This window comes from Annamia dubia NIES-4383 (assembly GCF_055394725.1).
The window spans coordinates 1511774-1531376 of the sequence record NZ_AP025630.1 but is presented as its reverse complement, the minus strand read 5'-3'; the positions used below and the strand labels follow the sequence as shown (position 1 = coordinate 1531376).

General features: G+C 31.3%; 12 protein-coding genes. 6 read left to right on the top strand and 6 right to left on the bottom strand.

Annotation, left to right across the window (positions count from 1 at the left end; translation table 11 throughout):
- The first annotated feature begins 58 nt into the window (after nucleotides 1-58).
- Nucleotides 59-1561 carry a carotenoid isomerase gene (gene crtH / locus Anndu_RS06865; RefSeq protein ID WP_464103651.1) on the top strand — a complete coding sequence of 501 codons (1503 nt, stop codon included), beginning with the start codon at nucleotides 59-61 and terminating at the stop codon, nucleotides 1559-1561.
- A gap of 78 nt (nucleotides 1562-1639) precedes the next feature.
- On the top strand, nucleotides 1640-3049 hold the full coding sequence (locus Anndu_RS06860) for a DUF4335 domain-containing protein (protein WP_464103650.1): 1410 nt from the start codon (nucleotides 1640-1642) through the stop codon (nucleotides 3047-3049).
- A gap of 79 nt (nucleotides 3050-3128) precedes the next feature.
- Here the strand turns inward: Anndu_RS06860 and Anndu_RS06855 are convergent, their stop codons facing one another.
- The 3 genes from Anndu_RS06855 to Anndu_RS06845 all read right to left on the bottom strand — a co-directional run bounded on the left by Anndu_RS06855 (nucleotide 3129) and on the right by Anndu_RS06845 (nucleotide 8655).
- Nucleotides 3129-3551, bottom strand: a complete 423-nt coding sequence (locus Anndu_RS06855) for a hypothetical protein (RefSeq protein WP_464103649.1) — start codon at nucleotides 3549-3551, stop codon at nucleotides 3129-3131.
- 75 nt (nucleotides 3552-3626) lie between these two features.
- Nucleotides 3627-7034, bottom strand: a complete 3408-nt coding sequence (locus Anndu_RS06850) for an EAL domain-containing protein (protein ID WP_464103648.1) — start codon at nucleotides 7032-7034, stop codon at nucleotides 3627-3629.
- A 295-nt stretch (nucleotides 7035-7329) separates the two neighbouring features.
- On the bottom strand, nucleotides 7330-8655 hold the full coding sequence (locus tag Anndu_RS06845) for a hypothetical protein (RefSeq protein WP_464103647.1): 1326 nt from the start codon (nucleotides 8653-8655) through the stop codon (nucleotides 7330-7332).
- A 277-nt stretch (nucleotides 8656-8932) separates the two neighbouring features.
- Here Anndu_RS06845 and Anndu_RS06840 point away from each other — a divergent pair, with 277 nt between their 5' ends.
- From Anndu_RS06840 to Anndu_RS06830, 3 genes are all read left to right on the top strand, one after another.
- On the top strand, nucleotides 8933-10126 hold the full coding sequence (locus tag Anndu_RS06840; RefSeq protein WP_464103646.1) for a GNAT family N-acetyltransferase: 1194 nt from the start codon (nucleotides 8933-8935) through the stop codon (nucleotides 10124-10126).
- 68 nt (nucleotides 10127-10194) lie between these two features.
- Nucleotides 10195-10839, top strand: a complete 645-nt coding sequence (locus Anndu_RS06835; protein ID WP_464103645.1) for a PAP/fibrillin family protein — start codon at nucleotides 10195-10197, stop codon at nucleotides 10837-10839.
- 155 nt (nucleotides 10840-10994) lie between these two features.
- Nucleotides 10995-11132, top strand: a complete 138-nt coding sequence (locus Anndu_RS06830; protein WP_464104049.1) for a photosystem II reaction center protein K — start codon at nucleotides 10995-10997, stop codon at nucleotides 11130-11132.
- Between the two features lie 187 nt (nucleotides 11133-11319).
- Here the strand turns inward: Anndu_RS06830 and Anndu_RS06825 are convergent, their stop codons facing one another.
- The 3 genes from Anndu_RS06825 to Anndu_RS06815 all read right to left on the bottom strand — a co-directional run bounded on the left by Anndu_RS06825 (nucleotide 11320) and on the right by Anndu_RS06815 (nucleotide 18405).
- Nucleotides 11320-16242 (bottom strand): nSTAND1 domain-containing NTPase, encoded by a 4923-nt coding sequence (locus Anndu_RS06825; protein WP_464103644.1) that lies wholly within the window; start codon nucleotides 16240-16242, stop codon nucleotides 11320-11322.
- Nucleotides 16243-16289: 47 nt separating this feature from the next.
- Complete coding sequence (locus tag Anndu_RS06820; RefSeq protein ID WP_464103643.1) at nucleotides 16290-17705, bottom strand: ATP-binding protein; 1416 nt, start codon at nucleotides 17703-17705, stop codon at nucleotides 16290-16292.
- 151 nt (nucleotides 17706-17856) lie between these two features.
- Nucleotides 17857-18405 (bottom strand): GIY-YIG nuclease family protein, encoded by a 549-nt coding sequence (locus Anndu_RS06815; RefSeq protein ID WP_464103642.1) that lies wholly within the window; start codon nucleotides 18403-18405, stop codon nucleotides 17857-17859.
- Nucleotides 18406-18557: 152 nt separating this feature from the next.
- Between Anndu_RS06815 and Anndu_RS06810 the strand changes: the two genes are divergently transcribed.
- Nucleotides 18558-19523, top strand: a complete 966-nt coding sequence (locus Anndu_RS06810; protein ID WP_464103641.1) for a GDP-L-fucose synthase family protein — start codon at nucleotides 18558-18560, stop codon at nucleotides 19521-19523.
- The last annotated feature ends 80 nt before the right edge of the window (nucleotides 19524-19603 follow it).

Below are 19603 nucleotides of genomic sequence, written 5' to 3'. Positions count from 1 at the left end.
AAGATTTCGGTTTTCAGCTATAATAGACAATGTATTAAATTTAATTTTAAAATAAATCATGACTATTAATTCACAATTTGATGTAATTATTATTGGTTCGGGAATGGGTGGCTTAGTTACTGCGACTCAACTTGTAGCTAAAGGTGCAAAGGTTTTATTATTAGAAAAATACATTATTCCGGGGGGTAGTGCGGGATATTTTGAAAGGGAAGGTTATCGTTTTGATGTGGGGGCATCAATGATTTTTGGTTTTGGCAAAAATGGCACTACAAATTTATTAACTCGCGCCTTACAAGCGGTTGATCAGCAGATAGAAACTATCCCCGATCCTGTGCAAATTCATTATCATTTACCTGATAATTTAGAGTTAAAAGTTCACCAAAATTATGAGCAATTTTTACAAGAATTAATTAAAAAATTTCCCCATGAAGAAAAGGGAATTAGGGGTTTTTATGCGGAATGTTGGCAAGTTTTTAATTGTTTAAATGCGATGGAATTACTCTCTTTAGAGGAGTTAGGTTACTTGATGCGTGTGTTTTTCCAGCATCCTTTAGCCTGTTTAGGTTTGGTTAAATATTTACCTTTAAATGTGGGTGATATTGTTAATCGTCATATTAAAGATCAAAAATTAAAAAAATTCATTGATATGGATTGTTATTGTTGGTCAGTTGTTCCTGCACAAAAAACCCCAATGATCAATGCGGGAATGGTGTTCAGCGATCGCCATTATGGTGGTATTAATTATCCTAAAGGTGGAGTAGGCAAAATAGCGGAAAAATTAGTAGAAGGTTTTGAGAAAAAAGGCGGTACAATTCAATATAAAGCAAGGGTGACAGAAATCATAATTGAAAATAAGAAAGCGGTAGGAGTTAAGTTAGCAAATGGGCAAGAATATCGCGCTAAAAAGATCGTTTCTAATGCCACAAGATGGGATACATTTGAGAAGTTATTACCCCCTGAAAAAATGCCTATTTCTGAACAGAAATGGCAAACAAGATACAAAAAATCGCCTAGTTTTTTAAGTTTACATTTAGGGGTCAAAGCTGAATTATTACCCAAGGGAACAGAATGTCATCATATCTTATTAGAAAATTGGGACAAAATGGAAGCAGAACAGGGTACAATTTTTGTTTCTATTCCTACTTTACTTGATCCAAGTTTAGCACCTGAAGGTTATCATATTATTCATACTTTTACTCCTAGTTATCTTGAAAATTGGCAAGGTCTTTCCTCTCAAGAATATCAAGCTAAAAAAGAAGAATCTGCGGCCAATTTAATTAATCGTTTAGAGGCAATTTTTCCGGGTTTAAATGATAATTTAGACTATGAAGAAATCGGCACACCACGCACTCACAGACGTTTTTTAGGCAGAGAAGATGGCACTTATGGGCCTATCCCGAAAAAGAAATTATTAGGCCTATTAGGTATGCCTTTTAATCGTACAGCAATTGAGGGATTATATTGTGTCGGTGATAGCACTTTTCCCGGTCAAGGTTTAAATGCAGTGGCTTTTTCTGGCTTTGCTTGTGGCCATCGCATTGCAGTTGATTTAGGGTTATAATTATCAATTATTAATTAGTCATTGGTCATTTGTTAGAAACTAATTATTAATTATCAATTATCAATTATCAATTATTTTATGACAGTAATTAAGCGTTATACTCCACCAACTTGTACTTTAGAAATTAAAGCAAAAAAATCACCTTTGTCGAGGTGGTCTAATCGTATTTTAACGAAAGATCTTAGTTTTCAATTGCGTTTTGATGATCCTCGTTTACTCGACACTCAATCAATCCAGATCAACGGGGATCAACTTCAATTAAATTTACTTTGTGATGTAGTTAATCAATATGTTGACCAATTTCTGCACCCTTCTTCCATTTATAATTATTTTTTACCTCTAAATAATGAAGCAATTACTAATAATTTAGATAATGAATCTTTAAAGATTAATGAACAAAAAATAGAAAATTCACAATCAAATTCAAATTTAGTTCATTTACCCTCTAAACCCTATTTGAAATCAGAAAATTTAATTTCCCATGAACTCTTTTTTGGCTCATTAATGCCTGAAAAATCCTATTTTTCAGTAAAATTGACGGCTTTGCAATTATTCGATCTGGCCACAGCTTTGGATCTTTATCAAACCGATCTTAAAATTTTACCTAGTTTTGGCAATGAAACTAAAGTCGCTCGTCAACAGGGCGATCGCCTCTGGCAAAATGTGGCAGGAATTGTTTTAACCGTTGGGTTAACTACCGTAGGTTTAAGAGCTTATTATGAGTCTAAATCAGTGGAACAGGTAGCCATTACCGAACAAACAGCCCAACCCCCACAAAACAATAAATCTGAGGTAGTTGCACCTTTGCCCCCTCCCCCTCCTCCAACGACCAATTTACCCCAATTTAAACCTTTACAGTCTGGGGAAAAACTGCCACCTCCGAAAGCCGTGACTAAAAACTCTGAAACAAATAGTCAGAATCCTCAGATTAAATCCCCCTCAAATCTTCCCCCCTCTCCCGTTGCCATCAAACCGGATCTTCCGCCGCCATCCTCGACTACGCCCCAAATCAGTGTTCCTTTAGCCACTCCTGCCCAAAAACCTAATTTACCGTCAAATTTACCCAATTTATCTAATCCTCCCAATTCTATCCCTACTTTTAATGAAGATAATAATAATGATTTAACTGCTAGAAATAACCCTAATCCGGTAATCGTTTCCAGTCCAATTTTAGGAGATCAAAATTCAGAAGAATTAACTAGAAATACCCGACTTACTGATAGTTTAAACGAAATAAAAAGCTATTTTAAAAATAACTGGAAAGCCCCTGAACAATTAACACAAGTTATTCAATATAACTTATTAATTAATCAAGATGGAGAGATTGCACAAATTACACCTATTGGTAGTTTATCAGGGATTTATTTAGATCGAACTAATATGCCTTTAATGGGTGAAAAATTTATTTCTCCTTTTAATTATAGTGACAATATTAAAGTCAGATTAGCCTTATTTCCTGATGGAAAAGTCGAGGTTTTTCAACAATAAATTTTTTATATGATAAAAGATTACAAGAATCACAAAATTTAACTCTAAAAATACCCTGAATTTTAAAGAGCTATAGGAATCAATCATCAATGTCTTGATTTAAACGAATTTTCAATTTTTGGAGATGGGTTTGATTATTAATCGGAGGGTGGGGTATGGGTAAATCAAGATTAGGCCAGTTAGACAAATCAAAACAAGGACAAGTTAAACTGGGAAGACCTCTTTCTTTGATGGGGACGGGCATTTGACAACGTGAACAAGAGTGAATTTCCCATTCTGATGATAATAATTGAGCAATGGTTTGTTCCGTTCCTTCTAAATAATAATCCTGGCCATTGTCAGCTAAAATTTTCTGCCAATCTTGTTCAAAAGCAGATGAATAATGGTCGCCAATAACTATCGGTTTTGGACAAATAGTTTCTTGAGTTTTACTAACAATTACTTTTTTTCCTAAGTGAAACCATTGGGCTAGATAACATTTTACTTTTTCAACACAAGCCATATTTTTTAATTGATAATTGATAATTGATAATGGACAATGAATAATTGAGAATGGATAAGGACTAATGACCAATGACTAACTAAAGTATTTTTGTTCAATTTCTTGAGCAGAAAGGGGTTTGGCAAAAAAATAACCTTGTCCATATTCACAACCTAAATGGCGTAATTTTTGAACTTGTGTTTCTGTTTCAATTCCTTCGGCTACTATATCCATTTTAAACGCATGGGCTAAACTAATGATCGCTTTAATTATTTCATAATGTTTTTCGGAGTCATTTTCGATGGGATTGACAAAGGCTCGATCGATTTTTAAGGTATTCATCTGAAAACGATGTAAATAACTTAAGGATGAATACCCCGTGCCAAAATCATCCATACTTAATTTAATTTGACGATTTTTTAATTCTTGAAAGAGTTGGGTTGTTTCTTCCATGTTTTCCATTAAAATACTTTCGGTAATTTCTAATTTTAAACGGCTAGATTCTAAAGCGGTTTTGTTTAAGATTTGATCTATTTTATCAATTAATTGAGTTTCTTTGATCTGTCTACCGGAAAGGTTAACGGAAATGGTTAATTTTTTAGATTGGGGAAATTGATCTTGCCATTGATTCATTTGACGACAGGCTTCTTCTAATACCCATTCGCCAATGGCCACGATTAAACCTGTTTCTTCGGCGATGGGAATAAATTGCATTGGGGAAATAAAACCACGATGGGGATTAATCCAACGGATTAAGGCTTCAAATCCTACTAAATCCTGTGTTTTTAAATCTAAAATTGGTTGATAATTAAGGAAAAATTCCTGTTGTTGAATGGCTTTTCTTAAATCTGTTTCTAATTCTAAACGGGAGCGAATCTGTTGATACATGGTTTGATCAAAGATTTCATGACGGGATCTGCCTGTTTCTTTGGCGTGATACATGGTTAGATCCGCATCCCTCAACATTTCTTCGGGTTTTTCATAATGACTGTCTGACATGGCAATACCAATACTGGTACTGGTGAAAATCTCATAACCTTCGATCGCAATGGGATTTTTTAAACTTTGATGGATTTTTTCGGCGATCGCATTAACTTCTTCTTTTGAATTAATTTGACTTAGGATGATGGTAAATTCATCTCCCCCAAAACGTGCCACTAGATCTTCTGTGTGTACGCAGGTTAACAGTTTACGGGCAATGGCAATTAATAATTTATCGCCGATGGAATGTCCCATACTATCATTGACCATTTTAAAGCGATCGAGGTCTAAAAATAAGACGGCAAATAAGAGGTTCGGATTTTCTTTTTTACGCCGTAATAATTGTTGCAGACGATCAATAAATAACATTCGATTGGGTAAACCCGTTAAAATATCATGACTGGCGGTATGTAATAACCTTTCTTCCATTTTTTTGCGTTGGGTAATATCAACGATCTGACGCACCACATGGAGGGGTTTACCTTGAGTGTCTTGAACTAATACCACCTGTAATAAGACATTGACAACCCGGCCATCCTTAGCTAAATAGCGTTTTTCCCTTTGAAAATGGGAAATTTCCCCTTTTAATAATCGTTTATTGAGGGCTAGATCTACGGAAATATCGGCCGGGTGAGTCAGATCCAGTTCTGTTACGTTTTGCTCTAATAATTCCTGTTTAGAATAGTTTAAAGCTTTACACAGAGCCTTATTAACCTTTTCGTATTGGCCATTAAGCGCGGTGATGGCCATGCCAATGGGGGCTAGTTCAAAGGTACGGCGGAATTGTTCTTCACTTTCTCTTAAGCTTAATTCGGCTTTTTTACGTTCACTAATATCTCTGACAAAGGCACAATTATATTTTTGATCGTTAAATTCTAAATAATTAACACTAATTTCTACGGGTAAAATACTCCCATCTTTGCGAGTATGTTGTGTTTCAAATGTTAAAGAATGTTTACTGGCAATAGGGTCTAAAGTTGATTCACAGGGTGAATAAATCCCAATTTTAGAAGATTTTAAGATTAATAATTCTTGTTTAGAATACCCTAATAATTCACAAGCCGCATCATTGACATAGATAAAATAACCGCTAGAATGCAACCAAAATACCGCATCTTTTGCTCGATCAAGACAAAATTGGGTCATTTGTAAACTTTCTTCAATACATTTACGCTCAGTAATATCGGTTTGTACTCCGATAAAATGGGTTAAATGTCCCTGTAAATTATGAATTGGGGATAAATAAAATTCATTCCAAAAAACCGTATTATCTTCTCGATAGGTGCGCATGGTGGTGCTATATTCCTTTCCTTCGATCATTGCTTTTTGAATTTCTTGCATTATTTCTTGATCGCTTTCATCTTGATTTAAAATTGTATAGGATTGGTTTAAAATTTGCTCTTTACTATAACCTGTTAAACGCTCAAAGCCTGAATTAACGTAGGTTATGGGGTGTGACTCTGATAAAGCATCCACCATAAAAATACTATTACTACTAACATTAATTGCTCTTTCTAAAAGGTTAAGTTGTTCCCTTTGTTTATATCTTTCAATGGCGATGGCCAAAATATTAGCGATCGCCTGTAAAAAGTGAAGATCATCCTCTGTAAATTGACGTAATTGGTCAGAATGTACCTCTAAAACGCCGTAGGGCTGTTCAGCATCGGTAATAATGACCGTAGCACTACTCACAATCCGGTGATTATGGAGGAGGGGATCACCTTTAAAATGGGGATCAATGCGGTGATCCTCAATAAATAGGGGCGTTTGACGACTTAAAACAAAACCGGCCTGAGAGTTTAAACTGAAACTAAAAGTGGCAGTGCCGATCAAGTCTTCTGGCCAGCCAATTCCCGCCTTCATGAGGAAGGCTGACCCATTGGGCAATAATTCTAAAATACGACAAAATTTAACATTTAAAGATTGGGAAACTAAAGTCACAGTTTCAATCATTAAATCGGAAATTTCCATCAAAGTTAAGGCTTTTTTCCCAAATAAAGAAATAACAGATTCTTGTTCAATTTGAGACTTTAATTTTTTCTCAATTCCAAGACAAAGATGGGGTAATTGATAATATAAAATAACCTGTGCTGGGGGCAAAAAAACGCATTTAAAATTGAGATATTTTTCTGAAATTTCCTGTTGATAATTAATCACTTTTTGCTGTTTTAAACACTGATAAATAGATTCGATAATTTCAGGCTGATCTGCAAAAATAGTTTCAAGATTTTCCCCTATTTTAGATTCTAATTGATCGGGTAAAATAGATTGAGCTATCTCATTATATTCTTTTAAAATCAAACTTTTATCCTTATTTTCCCAAATTAAAATAGCTACGGGATTATGTTGTTTTTCTAGTTGCCATTGTGCCTGTTTATTAGCTACAAAATTTTCTAAATCTTGACGTGCTTTTTTTTCAGTGTTTAACTCTTGTTTTAGTAATTCCAATTCATGGTGAAGTTGCTCAAGTTGATGAGTTAATGCTTGACTATCTTGGTTAACATTGTTATTTCTTAGATCCATTTTATTAAAATTAATTTGACCTTTAAGATTTTGTATGTTTAAGTTTTCGGGTTAATTAAGATCGGCTCTGAATGAAACATAAAAAATTTTAAATATTTATTTTTCATTCACAAAATCAATTGTCAAGGGTCAAGGGTCAACTGATTTATACTTTAAAATTTTACCATTAAGTTTGAACAAATGATCAATTAATTGAACGGTGAATAGTGGGGGTTAAAATAAAATTTTAGTTGAATCAATTTTTAGGCCGACTTTGAAAACATCAAATTATGATCAATTTAGTTATTATTTATGCTTAATAATCATTTAATAATTTCCAAATTAACTTGGTAATTTCAGTGGCTATTCTGGCATCTAAATTAACAACTTCTTGATCTAAATTTCTGGGATCAAGACTAATTGCGGCACGCATTGTTAAACTAATATTTAATTGTTTTGCGGGTTGAAAACGGCGATCAATTAAATTAATTAAAGCCACATAAATGGCTTCAGTTCGTGATCTTGTTCCCGTTGCTCCATCACCTTGTTTAGAGATAATTACTACCCCATCTAAGTCATTTTGTAAGCCCAATGATTTAATGGCTAAATCTGTTAGTCGGGCTGGATCATTTCCTAATATTTTGATTAAGGTTTCTAAACTAGGCCATTTTACCCCTTCAAAACGACTATTTTCTGATAAATAATGATGCCATCCTATCATGGAAATTACTCTAGTTAAATCATAAGATGAAATTTCATTACAAGCCCAACGTGGTTCATTTTCATCAGGTTTAAAAATAATTTCTTGAGTTTGAGAATCAATTAAATAAGGTTGATCTATAAAAGGAGATTCTCCATATCTTCCCCGAAAAACTAGATTTTCATTACCTGTAATATGTTTAAGCCATTGCTCTAATTGTAATTGGGGCATAAACCTTTTAAACATAGCTCCTAAGGAATTTGAACTGGCAATTTTACCTTCATATTTAATCAAATCTTTGGCTAATTCTTCAAAGGAAAAACTAACTTTATTTCCTTGTTGATCTTCTCCTGTAATGAGATAATTATTAATATCTTTTCCTGTTTTTTGATTAGTACGAGTAATTAAGTTAATTAGGGGAATAATTTTACTTGCACTCCAAAATTCACCCGTTACTAAAGCATTACGGCCTAACCATTTTGTTTTAAATTCTCCATCGTCAAAACTCCCTAAACAAAGACAAATTTCTTTTATATCTTCATGAATAAAATCTAAATCTGATTCTACAATATTTGGTAATTGCCCTACCAGTGGATAACTCTGAAAATCTGGATCAATTTTAATAGTAGAAATAATATTTTTTCCGTCAGGTTTTGCCATTAAACGACTAGGATATTGATCTATTTGATTTTGATAGGGTGATGTATTAATACCCTGATATAAAAGTATGGGATGATCTTCCACTCCTCCTTGCGCTAATTGTAAAAAATATTGATAAAGTTTTTCCTGATCTAATTGATTATTTTCTAACCAATTGTCAGCTAAATTACCTTGACTTAAAATGTGTAAATTTTGTGCTTTAACTGGTTTTAAACTATTAGCAATAAGACTAATTCCACCGCTTAATAATCCTAATAAAATATTTCTTCTTGTTACTTTCATAAAATTTAACTGTTTGAAGCTTAAAATAAATTTAACAATGATATTATAATTAAATTTTAAAATTGCTGATAATTTTAGTTACATAAATTAACGTAAAAAATAATCTCTAATAATTTTAATTTTTGGGTTTACTTTTAAAAAGAAATTGCTATAATTATTAATTGAGAATTGACAATTGATAATTAACAATTATTGAATAATCAATCAATTTATTAAGTTGTTAAGTATAATTAATTATAACCACCTACTTACTAAAAACAAATAACTAATCAATAAGATGTTTAAGCACAATCAAAATCAATATTCTGTTAAATGGTTATCCCATTTGGGGGAAATTTCTCAAGCTCAATGGGATCAGTTTGCACAATCTTTAAATACGCCTTTTTTAGAATGGGAATGGTTACATAATATTGAGATTTCTGGTAGTACAAAACCCCGCACGGGATGGCAACCTTGTCATCTAACAATCTGGGAAAATCAACAGTTAATTGCCATTGCTCCATTATATATCAAAGGGCATAGTTATGGTGAATTTGTTTTTGATTATCAATGGGCTGATCTTGCTTATCGTTTGGGCATAGAATATTATCCCAAACTGATAGGAATGACTCCTTTTACTCCGGCTGTTGGCTATCGTTTTTTAATCAAAGAAGGGCAGGATCAACACATATTAACTCAGTTAATGATTTGGGAAATTGATCATTTTTGTGATCGTCATGAAATCAATAGTTGTAATTTCTTATTTGTGGATCCAAACTGGCAGAAAATAGCGGAAAAATATGGCTTTAGTGCATGGTTACATCACAGTTATATTTGGAATAATAACAATTATAATTCTTTTGATGATTATTTACAGGTTTTTAATGCTAATCAAAGAAGAAATATTAAACGGGAAAGAAAGGCCGTTGTTAATGCCGGATTAACTTTAAAAGTCTTTACTGGTGAGGATTTACCCCATTATTTAATACCTTATATTTATCATTTTTATAGTGATACTTGTGACAAATTTTGGGGAGGAAGTAAATATTTAACTCGTGAATTTTTTGACTTACTTTATCCCAATTATTGTCATAGAGTAGTCTTATTTGTGGCCTTTAATCAAGATGATCTTCATAAGCCTGTGGGGATGTCTTTTTGCATTAGAAAAGGCGAAAATTTATACGGTCGTTATTGGGGCAGTTTTCAATATTATGATTGTTTACATTTTGAAGCTTGTTATTATAAACCCATTGAATGGGCGATCAAAAATAAGATAAAAATGTTTGATCCCGGTGCAGGGGGAAAACATAAAAGAAGAAGGGGTTTTCCTGCCACACCTAATTATAGTTTACATCGTTTTTATCATCAAAAATTCTCCCAAATTTTTAATCATTACATCAAAGAAGTTAATCAAATGGAGTGGGAAGAAATTAACGCAATTAATCAAGATTTACCCTTTACAAAAAGGGAAATTAATTTTAAACTAGAATAGTTATCAATTGACAGTTGACAGTTGAAAACTTATTTAATTAGCTATCATCTTTAAACTATAAAAATTATATGCAAATTACTCAAGATAGAATTAGCCTGAAAGCTAATTTATTAACTACAATTAATGAGCTTAAAAGTGACCTAAAAAAAATTAAAGGTTCACCCGTCACAGATTTAGAAATTAAACCGGAAAAAGTTAAACAAATAGCAGAATTAACTCAAGCTTTAGAGCAAAATAATCCCTTTCCTCGCCCCTTATTTTATGCTAGTGAATTATTAAATGGTGCTTGGTTATTACAATATTCAACTGCTAGAGAAATTCGCTCTTTAATTAAGTTACCTTTTGGCTTAAAAGTGGGTGAAATTTATCAAATTATTGACGTAAAATCCGCCAGTTTTGAAAATAAAGCCTTTGTTAAACATTCTTCTCAATTATTATCAGGTTATGTAAGAGTAACCGCCAATTTTGAAGCAGATTTACAAACAACTTATGATCAATTACCTAATCAAAAAATTAATGTCAATTTTCAAAAAAGATTTATTGCTATTAGTAAAATATTAGGCCTAAAAACTCCATTTTTTGAGCCACTTAAAACTTTTCAAGCACGAAATCCTCAAGGGAGAATCCCCTCTTTAACTATTACTTATCTTGATGAAAATATGCGCATCGGAAGGGGAGGAGATGGGAGTTTATTTATCTTAACAAAAGCCTAAAAATTAAATATTTGACAATAGATAGTTTGTCATTGTCAATTGTCAACTGATCAAAAAAGACAATTGAAAATCAAGAAAAATGATCGTCCATAGCGTCATTATGTTAAAATCTTGTCTAATTTAACATAATTATCTTGAATTACTTAGTAGATATGATGAATACAGCTATGCTCTTAGCAAATTTACCTGAAGCTTATTCTAGTTTCAAACCGTTAATTGATGTACTGCCTTTGATTCCCCTATTCTTTTTGTTACTGGCGTTTGTATGGCAAGCGGCTGTTGGTTTCAAATAAACATCAATTTAATTGTGTATTTTTCAGAAATATTTTTTGACTGGGTATCTTCGGGATACCCTTTTTCTTTAATTTCACTAACTGGGATGAAATGGCATTTTCAGGAAATGGTCACTTAGAACAGGTGTATTGTTACCAAAATTAATTACCTTAATTGATATTTCTAAAAAACTATTTTGCAATCAGTTTAATCTATTGATGATTGTGATTGACAAATTAAATTAATAGATTGATCAGCATGAATATTAAGATAATCATTTAACCAATTACAACCTAAATTTAAAAGTTGATCTAAATCTCCAATATTTTTTAAATTCCAAATAATAATTCTATTATCATCAGTTAAGGCAATTAATTGGGATTTCTTTTCATTAAAAACAAGATGATTTATTCCCGAATTATGACCGCGCAAAGTGCTAAAAATCTTACCATCTAAAGTCCAAAGTTTAATTGTATGATCATTACTACCCGAAGCAATTAAATTATTTTGATTATTAAATGCTACGGCTAAAACTAAATCTTGATGCCCTTCAACTCCATTTAAAGTATTAATTAGTTGACCATTTTTTGACCAAATTTTAACAGTATTATCTTGACTTGCTGAAATAATTTTTGTGCCATCATGACTAAAAATTATATCATCAATTGCCCCTTGATGGCCTTTGAAAATATTATTTAAAGTACCATCAATATTCCATAATTTGATCAAAAAATCGGCAGTAACATCGGCAATCATGTTACCATCAGGACTAAAAGCTAAATTTAAAATAGGTTGGGGATATTCTTGATCTTTGTCAATTTGACGTATTAAATTGCCTTGAAGATCCCATAATTTAATTGTATTATCATCACCAGTTGAGGCGATTATTTTACTATTAGGACTCCATAAAATTTTCTTAAATTCTTGTTGATTAGTGGAAAATTTTTGTTTAAAAATAAATTGATTAGTGGCATCTTTTTGCCAAATTTCAATTGTACCATTGTAATCACCTAAAGCTAAATAATTACCAGTTTGATCTAAACTAATTTTATTCACAGTTTGATCAATATCTATGGGAATAGTTTGTAAAATTTCTCCTTGAGTTGACCAAATTTTGATAAATTCATTATAACTAACAGAGGCAAAAATTTGAGCTTTAGGGGCAAAAGAAAAATCTGTAATTGTGTTTTGATGACCTCTTAAAGTTTTGACAAAAACTTGATCTAATTGCCATATTTTAAGAGAATGATCTCCACTAGCGGAAATTAAATTTTTACCATCGGGTGTAAATTCAATATTAATAACTTGAGAATTATGACCTGATAAAGTATGTAATAAAGTTCCATCTAATGACCATATTTTTATAGTTTTATCCACATTAGCTGAGGCAATTGTTTTACCATCTGGACTAAATTTAAGATCATTTAAACCGCCGGAATTATTATTAATTGTTTTGATTAATTTACCTTCAATTGTCCAAAGATAAATATTCTGATCAAGACTACCTGTAATTATTGTTTGACCATCGGGACTAAAATCTATACTATTGAGACGACTATTTAATAATGTTAATTTAGATAATTCTTCTAATGTTTTTTGTTGATGAAGATTAGCTTCAAAAACATTATGATAATTGCCTTTAATTGCTTTAATTAACTGACCTTCAACTGTCCATAAATTAATATCTCCATCGTTACCAACTGCGGCCAACATTGCACTATTAGGAGTAAATTTAATATCCCTAATACTATCATGATCGATCTTTAATGTTCTAATTAATTCACCTTCAATTGTCCATAATTTGACCGTACCATCATTACTAGCTGAAGCAATTAATTTACCATTAGAACTAATTGAAACTTGATTAACTGCTTTTTGATGACCTACTAATGTCTTAACAAATGTGCCATCTAACTTCCATATTTTAACGGTTTGATCATTGCTTCCTGTGACAATAAATCGTTGATCGGGGGAAATTTCTACTGCTAAAATAGGAGCGGAATGATTTTGATCTAAAAATGAATTTTGATCCCCAATCACTTTAATTAAATTACCATTAAATTGCCAAAGTTTAATCGTTTTATCATCACTAACTGAAGCGATAATTTTACCATCTTTACTTAAAGAAATATCATTAATTCTACCTTGATGTGCTTTAATTGAATTAGATTCTCTAACCCAAAAAATTGCTTCTTGAAGTATGGTGACAACTTGATTATATAATTCACTTTTTTTGGGTTGATTATTAGTGATTTTCTTCAGTTTATTGGCGGCTTTTAATCCTTCGATTAAGGCTGAGAAATTCTGATTAGAAGCAAATAAAGCGGTTGAACTATTGACTAAAGCATTTAATTCTTCATGTTGTGCTAGGATGCGATTTTGTTTAGCTAAATAATATTGATAAGATAGGGTAAAAATTAATAAAGTGGCAATTCCTAAACTTATTTTTAAAGTAAAATTTAATTTATTTTGGGTTTTTGTTTGAGCTTGTTTTGCCTGTTGAATTTTTTGAATAAAATTTTCTCCTTGTTGTTGACGAATAAACCGCACCAGATAATCATGTGCTAATTGATAGCGTGTAGAAATAATATCAGGAATTAAATAAACTAAACCGGATTCTACTAATATTTTTAAGACAAAATCTAGTTTTTCTTGATTATATTCAACCTCTTGATTAAACATTTGTAAATCTTTATAAACTTCATTATAATTTTTCAAAGGCCGACTATTATTTTCATCAGTTAATAAATATAAAATTAAAGAAGCTAATTGTTGATTTTCTTGCCCACAATCATCAATTACACTTGTTAAATATCTTTGTACTAATTCATGTTTTGTTCCCTGTTCTTTATATTGATTCAAAGTAGTAATATGATCAGCTTGTAGCTGTGCGCCAATAATTTGTAATTCAATTGGCCGCACTTCTCCTATTTCTGAACTTAAATCTTTAACTAATTGTTGAATCAAGCTAGTTTCTAATAGTAAATTAGCTTTTTTGGTTAAAGAACAAATTATATTTTGAGTATTTTCTTGAGAAAAATTACCTAAATAATAAATAATATTTTTATCTAAAATATTATTATTAATAATTTTAAAATCTTGTAAGCGATTCATTTCTAATAAATAATGTAGATAATCTTCCCTGACTGATAAAATCACATTAAAATGGGGAATTTCAAGACATTGAGCCAAAAATTGATAAAATTCTTTACGGGTTTTCAAATCAGTATTAACAAAGAAAAATTCTTCAAATTGATCGAAAATTAACACCACAATAATTGATTTTTCTACCTGAATTTTAAGATAGTCTATAATTGATTCTAAAGTTGTTAAATTTTGACTGTAATTATTCTGATCAAAAGTTAGTTTTAATTTTTTGCTTAATTCTTTTTGCCAATCAGTATAAACTTCTATTAAAAGGGAATAAATATCACGAGTTTTGATTGGTTTTTCTTCTAAAGCCGGAATTAATCCTGCTTCAATAATTGAGCTTTTTCCTACTCCTGAAGGCCCGTAAATAATAGTTAATTTATGATCATTTCGAGCGATTCTTTCTAATAATTGTTTAATATCTAATTCTCGCCCAGAAGCCACAATTTCTTGTGCTACTTTGCCTTTAATTTTATCAAGTAAAATTTCCGATTCTAATAACCTTTGATTAGCTTTTAATCTTCCCGCACCAATAAAAGCTCGAAAACCAAATTGTTGTTCAACAGATAATATTTCTTTTTTTAATTGAAAAGCTTTTAAATAATCTTTATTTTGATAATAAATGTTTTGAAAATATTGAAGAATTGTGATATATAATTCAGGTTCATAATTAGGATTAGTTTTTTGTTTTGCTTTTTGAAAGTTAAGTAAAGCCTGATCAATTAAATTTAATTTTAATTGACATTTGGCTAAGGATAAAAAATAAGAACCTTGATTAAAAGATCTCGCCCATTCTAATTTTCTGGCGGTGGTGTGAGTTTGATTTAAAATTAAAGAATCAGGATTAGTTTGTAGGGAAATATTAACAGCTTCCTGTGCATATTGATAGGCATTTTCCCAAGATTTTTGACCAAAATAAGCTTCCGCTAACAAATTATAAGCCCTTGCCAATCGGAACGGATTAAGATATTTTTTATGTAAAGAAATAGCTTGTTTTCCCAGTTCTTCAAGGGCTTTCCAGTCTTGATTTCTTTCTAAAATATCTCCTACAGAATTAATAAATTTAGCGAATAATTCATAATCTTTAATTGTTTGTAAAAGTTCAATACATTTTTGTAAATAATCTTGGGCAATTAAACAAGCAGGTTGATAGTAAACTCGATTTTTTATACCGTATGTACGCCACCACACTCCTAAATAATAATCTACACAGGCTTTTCTTTTAATCCCTTCTTTTTGAAGCTTTTTGTCCAATTCTAATTGATCAATTATTTGTTGCCAAAATTCTGAATTTTTCTCATAAGCAAATAAGGTTTCTGTTTCCGATATTTGATTATTAGTAATTAGAATAAACTCAATACTTGCGATTAAAAATTGACTTAAATTAATGTTTCTTTGTTGTAATTCACGATAAGCAGATTTTAATTCATTAATACTTGAAGCAGTAATTCCAAACCCTGTAAAAGATTGATCTAAATAACGAGTTGCCCCATTACTTAAAATTTTATTAAAAACTTGATCGGTAATTTCTTGGACATAATTAATTAAGGCTGAATTATCAACACAAAATTCTACTGTGGTTGTCCAACTTTCCAGATCAGGGGCTAATCTTTTAATTAAAGGTAAAATTTGATCTGTCACCCACCAAATAATAGGACAAGGACAATTTTTGCGAAATTCCTCCCTAATTTGATTAGCACCTGTAAACACTTTTTCTGGATTTTCATTGATTTCTAAATCACAAATCATAACAGCTTTAATTGTTCTTAATTCTATTTGATTTGTGATAGCAGTATAAACAGTTTGAATAGATGGTTTTAAGTTAATTTTAATTAATTCTTCGGCGTAAATTGTTTGAAGTTCATTGATTACTTTTTCTTGTAAATTTTTACAATTACAACGGGCTAAAATTAAAGCAAATTGACCTTCATTTCCATCAATCGCCCATGTTAATTCATCTAATTCTTCTTGATAACTCATTTTTATAATTAATAATTAATCATTAATAAATAACTAATAAAAAATATTTATTTTAATTGTTCAGTTTCTAATAACATGGGATTAACCCCAAACCATGAGCCTTCCTCATTTCGATACTCATAAACAAACATACTACGGATTAAAATTTGATAATTATTATCGCCACTAACTCGCTTTTTATCTTTAACTTGACGTAATAATTCCCATTCATGCTCATCAATGGCTAAGGTCATTTGATTACGACGGGATACAATTACTTTTTCCAACCCATCACGGGTTAAAGGTAATCCTCTTTGCTTTTTGATCCAATCATTTAATAATCTTAATAATTCCCTGACATGACCGCCACTAATACGACAGAGCCGATCTAAAGTTTCAGTTTGATCGAATATTTCAGGGATTAATTCTAATCTTTGTTCTGGTGTTTGATTGGGGAAAGCTCTGGCTAAAACCATTTGTCTTAATAAGGCCATGCCTTCTTCTCCTTGTGAGCTTTCATCCACAGGCACCATCGGTAAAACCGCAGGATCAACTCCGAAACGACTCGTTAAACGGTTAAAATCGTTAGAAAACATCAGGGAAATGGGCATGGTATAGACTACATGGCAATGGAGTTGGGATAATTGATCCCCTCGATCGACAAATAAATATTCCTGTTGAGGTCTCCCCCATGCTTTAGGGATGTTTTCCACCCGATCTAAGTTATCAATAATCACAACTAAACCGTTTTTTCCCTGTTTTTTGAGGCTCTCAATACTCGGTTTTAAGAGTTCATCATTAATAATTTCTAATAAATTAGCGGTGCGAGGGGCTAAATATTCCTGTAATTTACTGCGTAATTCGGGACTGCCTTTGGCTTTAGCGGTAATTTTGCCAATGCCAAGAGCAACAAAAGATAACCCTTCATCCTCTGAAATATTCACTTGACCGATGCCCGGCACTCCGATCTCCGCCGCAAATTTACCTTCCGTGTTGGCCGCAACTTTTCCTACTCCTAAAATATTGGCTTCTCCTGAAAGTTCAATTTCCGTGTGCAATAATTTGGCCGCTCCTTTAAGTAAGTCTTTAAAACCTTTGGCCGGTGGCTTTTCAATCTCTTTGATATTTTCTAAACTTTGACTGACACGGGAGGCGATCGCCAGTAAAATGTCCCCTATATCCAGATCCCCCATTTCCAAATCTTGAGAGGATTCAAAATAAATTACATGGAAATCCTCTTTAATTAATTCTAATTCTAAACGTCTTAACTCTGTAGATTTTCCACAACCAATATGACCAGTAAAGAGTTGACAAGTGGGTTCATCAGGAGAGAAAAAGGCAATATTATCCCTTAATTCTTCGATAATTTGCCCACCACGCACACAAGAAAAATCAATATAATATTTTTGATCTTCTTCATTTTCAACAGCAAGAGTACGGCTGGGATTGGTAGATTGGAAGAATTTTCGTAGATCTAGCACCATAATTTTTATATATTCCTATAGATAAAGCAATTTACCGATTATAGTAATCTAATTTTATTAGATTAATCAGACCCAATTATTGATCATCATAAAAATTAACAATTTTGCTTGAGGGAAACTAAAATTCTATTAATTTTATATTATTAATTAATTATTTACCAAAAGGTTGCCCCCAATATTGCCAACATTCTTTATTAAAAGGACTTCTAAATTTATAAATTAACTCCGTTTCTAAACGTAAACGATTTTTCCTATTTCTAGGTGTTTCAAACCAAAAAGAAGCATTGATCGCATCGGGTAAATTATGTTTACGATGCAATTTTTTATAACTCATAATATATTTTTTACAATCATGATTTGTCCATCTTTGTTTGGCTGATTGCATGGTTTCTCCCGTATATAAAAGAATAGGAAAAGTATCATCAATAATAAAATAAATTAAATATTTATCTCCCGTTTCAGGCATTCTATGAAAATGAGAAGAATAACGGGTTAAAGCAAAAGGATTAATTAAATCTGAATCATAATGACTTGGTTTTAGATCAAATAAAGTTGGTTGTTTAATGATTTGTCTTAAGGCTATTTGTTGATAATCATATATTTTTTGTTTCCATGTTAATAATTCTTCTTTACTCATAACTAAATCGGGTAAACTAGATTTTTTTAAGCAATTATTATCAAATAAATTTAACTGTTTCATACTAGCAATATTTAGAAAAAAACCATTTTTTATTATACATTAATCAGGTCACAATTTTTTCAAAATAATCTAATTAAGTTAAAAATGGCCATATTTAAGGTAAAATAAAAAAAGTTAATCTTTTTAACAACTAATAAAAAAAACTAATCATTATGAACAATTCACTAGAGCCAATCATAGATTTTTCTAATCAAAAAATACTCGTCACTGGAGGGGGGGGTTTTTTAGGAAAACAAGTAGTTAAACAATTATTAAAAGCAGGAGCAAAAGAACATAATATTACTATTCCCCGCTCCCAAACTTGTGATTTAAGAACATTAGAAAATTGTCAAAAAATAGTAGAAAATCAAGATATTGTGATCCATTTAGCCGCGCACGTTGGAGGCATCGGTTTAAATAGAGAAAAACCCGCTGAATTATTCTATGATAATATGATCATGGGAACACAATTAATTCATTGTTCCTATTTAGCAGGAGTGAAAAAATTTGTCTGTTTAGGTACAATTTGTGCCTATCCAAAATTTACACCAATTCCCTTTGAAGAAGACAATTTATGGGAAGGTTATCCTGAAGAAACTAACGCCCCTTATGGCATAGCAAAAAAAGCTTTATTAGTTCAATTACAAGCCTATCGTCAACAATATAATTTTAATGGAATTTATCTTTTACCTGTTAATTTATATGGAATTGATGATAATTTTAATGAAGAAAGTTCCCATGTTATTCCTGCTTTAATTAAAAAAATTTATACGGCTAAAATTAATCAGGAAAAAAATATTTATGTTTGGGGAGATGGTAGCCCTACCCGTGAATTTTTATATGTAGAAGATGCGGCCAAAGGTATTATTTTAGCTACCCAAAAATATAATTTATCTGAGCCTGTTAATTTAGGATCAAATGCAGAAATTTCTATTAAAGATTTAGTTAATTTAATTTGTGAATTGATGGAATTTGAAGGAGAAATTATTTGGCAAACCGATCAGCCAAATGGTCAACCTCGGCGTTGTTTAAATACGCAAAAAGCTCAAACTTATTTTGATTTTACCGCTCAATTTTCTTTAAGAGAAGGGTTAAAAAATACAATTGATTGGTATATTTCTACTCAAAAGAAAATCTAAGTTTTCAACAGTTATCAAGTAATAACTTGACTTAAATCTAATAATATGATATTAAAAAATTTTAAAATTAACTTAATCAA

Bases quoted from the DNA above. Each gene is read 5' to 3' on its own strand.
- crtH (WP_464103651.1), top strand. From the start codon at position 59: ATGACTATTAATTCACAATTTGATGTAATTATTATTGGTTCGGGAATG.
- Anndu_RS06860 (WP_464103650.1), top strand. From the start codon at position 1,640: ATGACAGTAATTAAGCGTTATACTCCACCAACTTGTACTTTAGAAATT.
- Anndu_RS06855 (WP_464103649.1), bottom strand. From the start codon at position 3,551: ATGGCTTGTGTTGAAAAAGTAAAATGTTATCTAGCCCAATGGTTTCAC.
- Anndu_RS06850 (WP_464103648.1), bottom strand. From the start codon at position 7,034: ATGGATCTAAGAAATAACAATGTTAACCAAGATAGTCAAGCATTAACT.
- Anndu_RS06845 (WP_464103647.1), bottom strand. From the start codon at position 8,655: ATGAAAGTAACAAGAAGAAATATTTTATTAGGATTATTAAGCGGTGGA.
- Anndu_RS06840 (WP_464103646.1), top strand. From the start codon at position 8,933: ATGTTTAAGCACAATCAAAATCAATATTCTGTTAAATGGTTATCCCAT.
- Anndu_RS06835 (WP_464103645.1), top strand. From the start codon at position 10,195: ATGCAAATTACTCAAGATAGAATTAGCCTGAAAGCTAATTTATTAACT.
- Anndu_RS06830 (WP_464104049.1), top strand. From the start codon at position 10,995: ATGAATACAGCTATGCTCTTAGCAAATTTACCTGAAGCTTATTCTAGT.
- Anndu_RS06825 (WP_464103644.1), bottom strand. From the start codon at position 16,242: ATGAGTTATCAAGAAGAATTAGATGAATTAACATGGGCGATTGATGGA.
- Anndu_RS06820 (WP_464103643.1), bottom strand. From the start codon at position 17,705: ATGGTGCTAGATCTACGAAAATTCTTCCAATCTACCAATCCCAGCCGT.
- Anndu_RS06815 (WP_464103642.1), bottom strand. From the start codon at position 18,405: ATGAAACAGTTAAATTTATTTGATAATAATTGCTTAAAAAAATCTAGT.
- Anndu_RS06810 (WP_464103641.1), top strand. From the start codon at position 18,558: ATGAACAATTCACTAGAGCCAATCATAGATTTTTCTAATCAAAAAATA.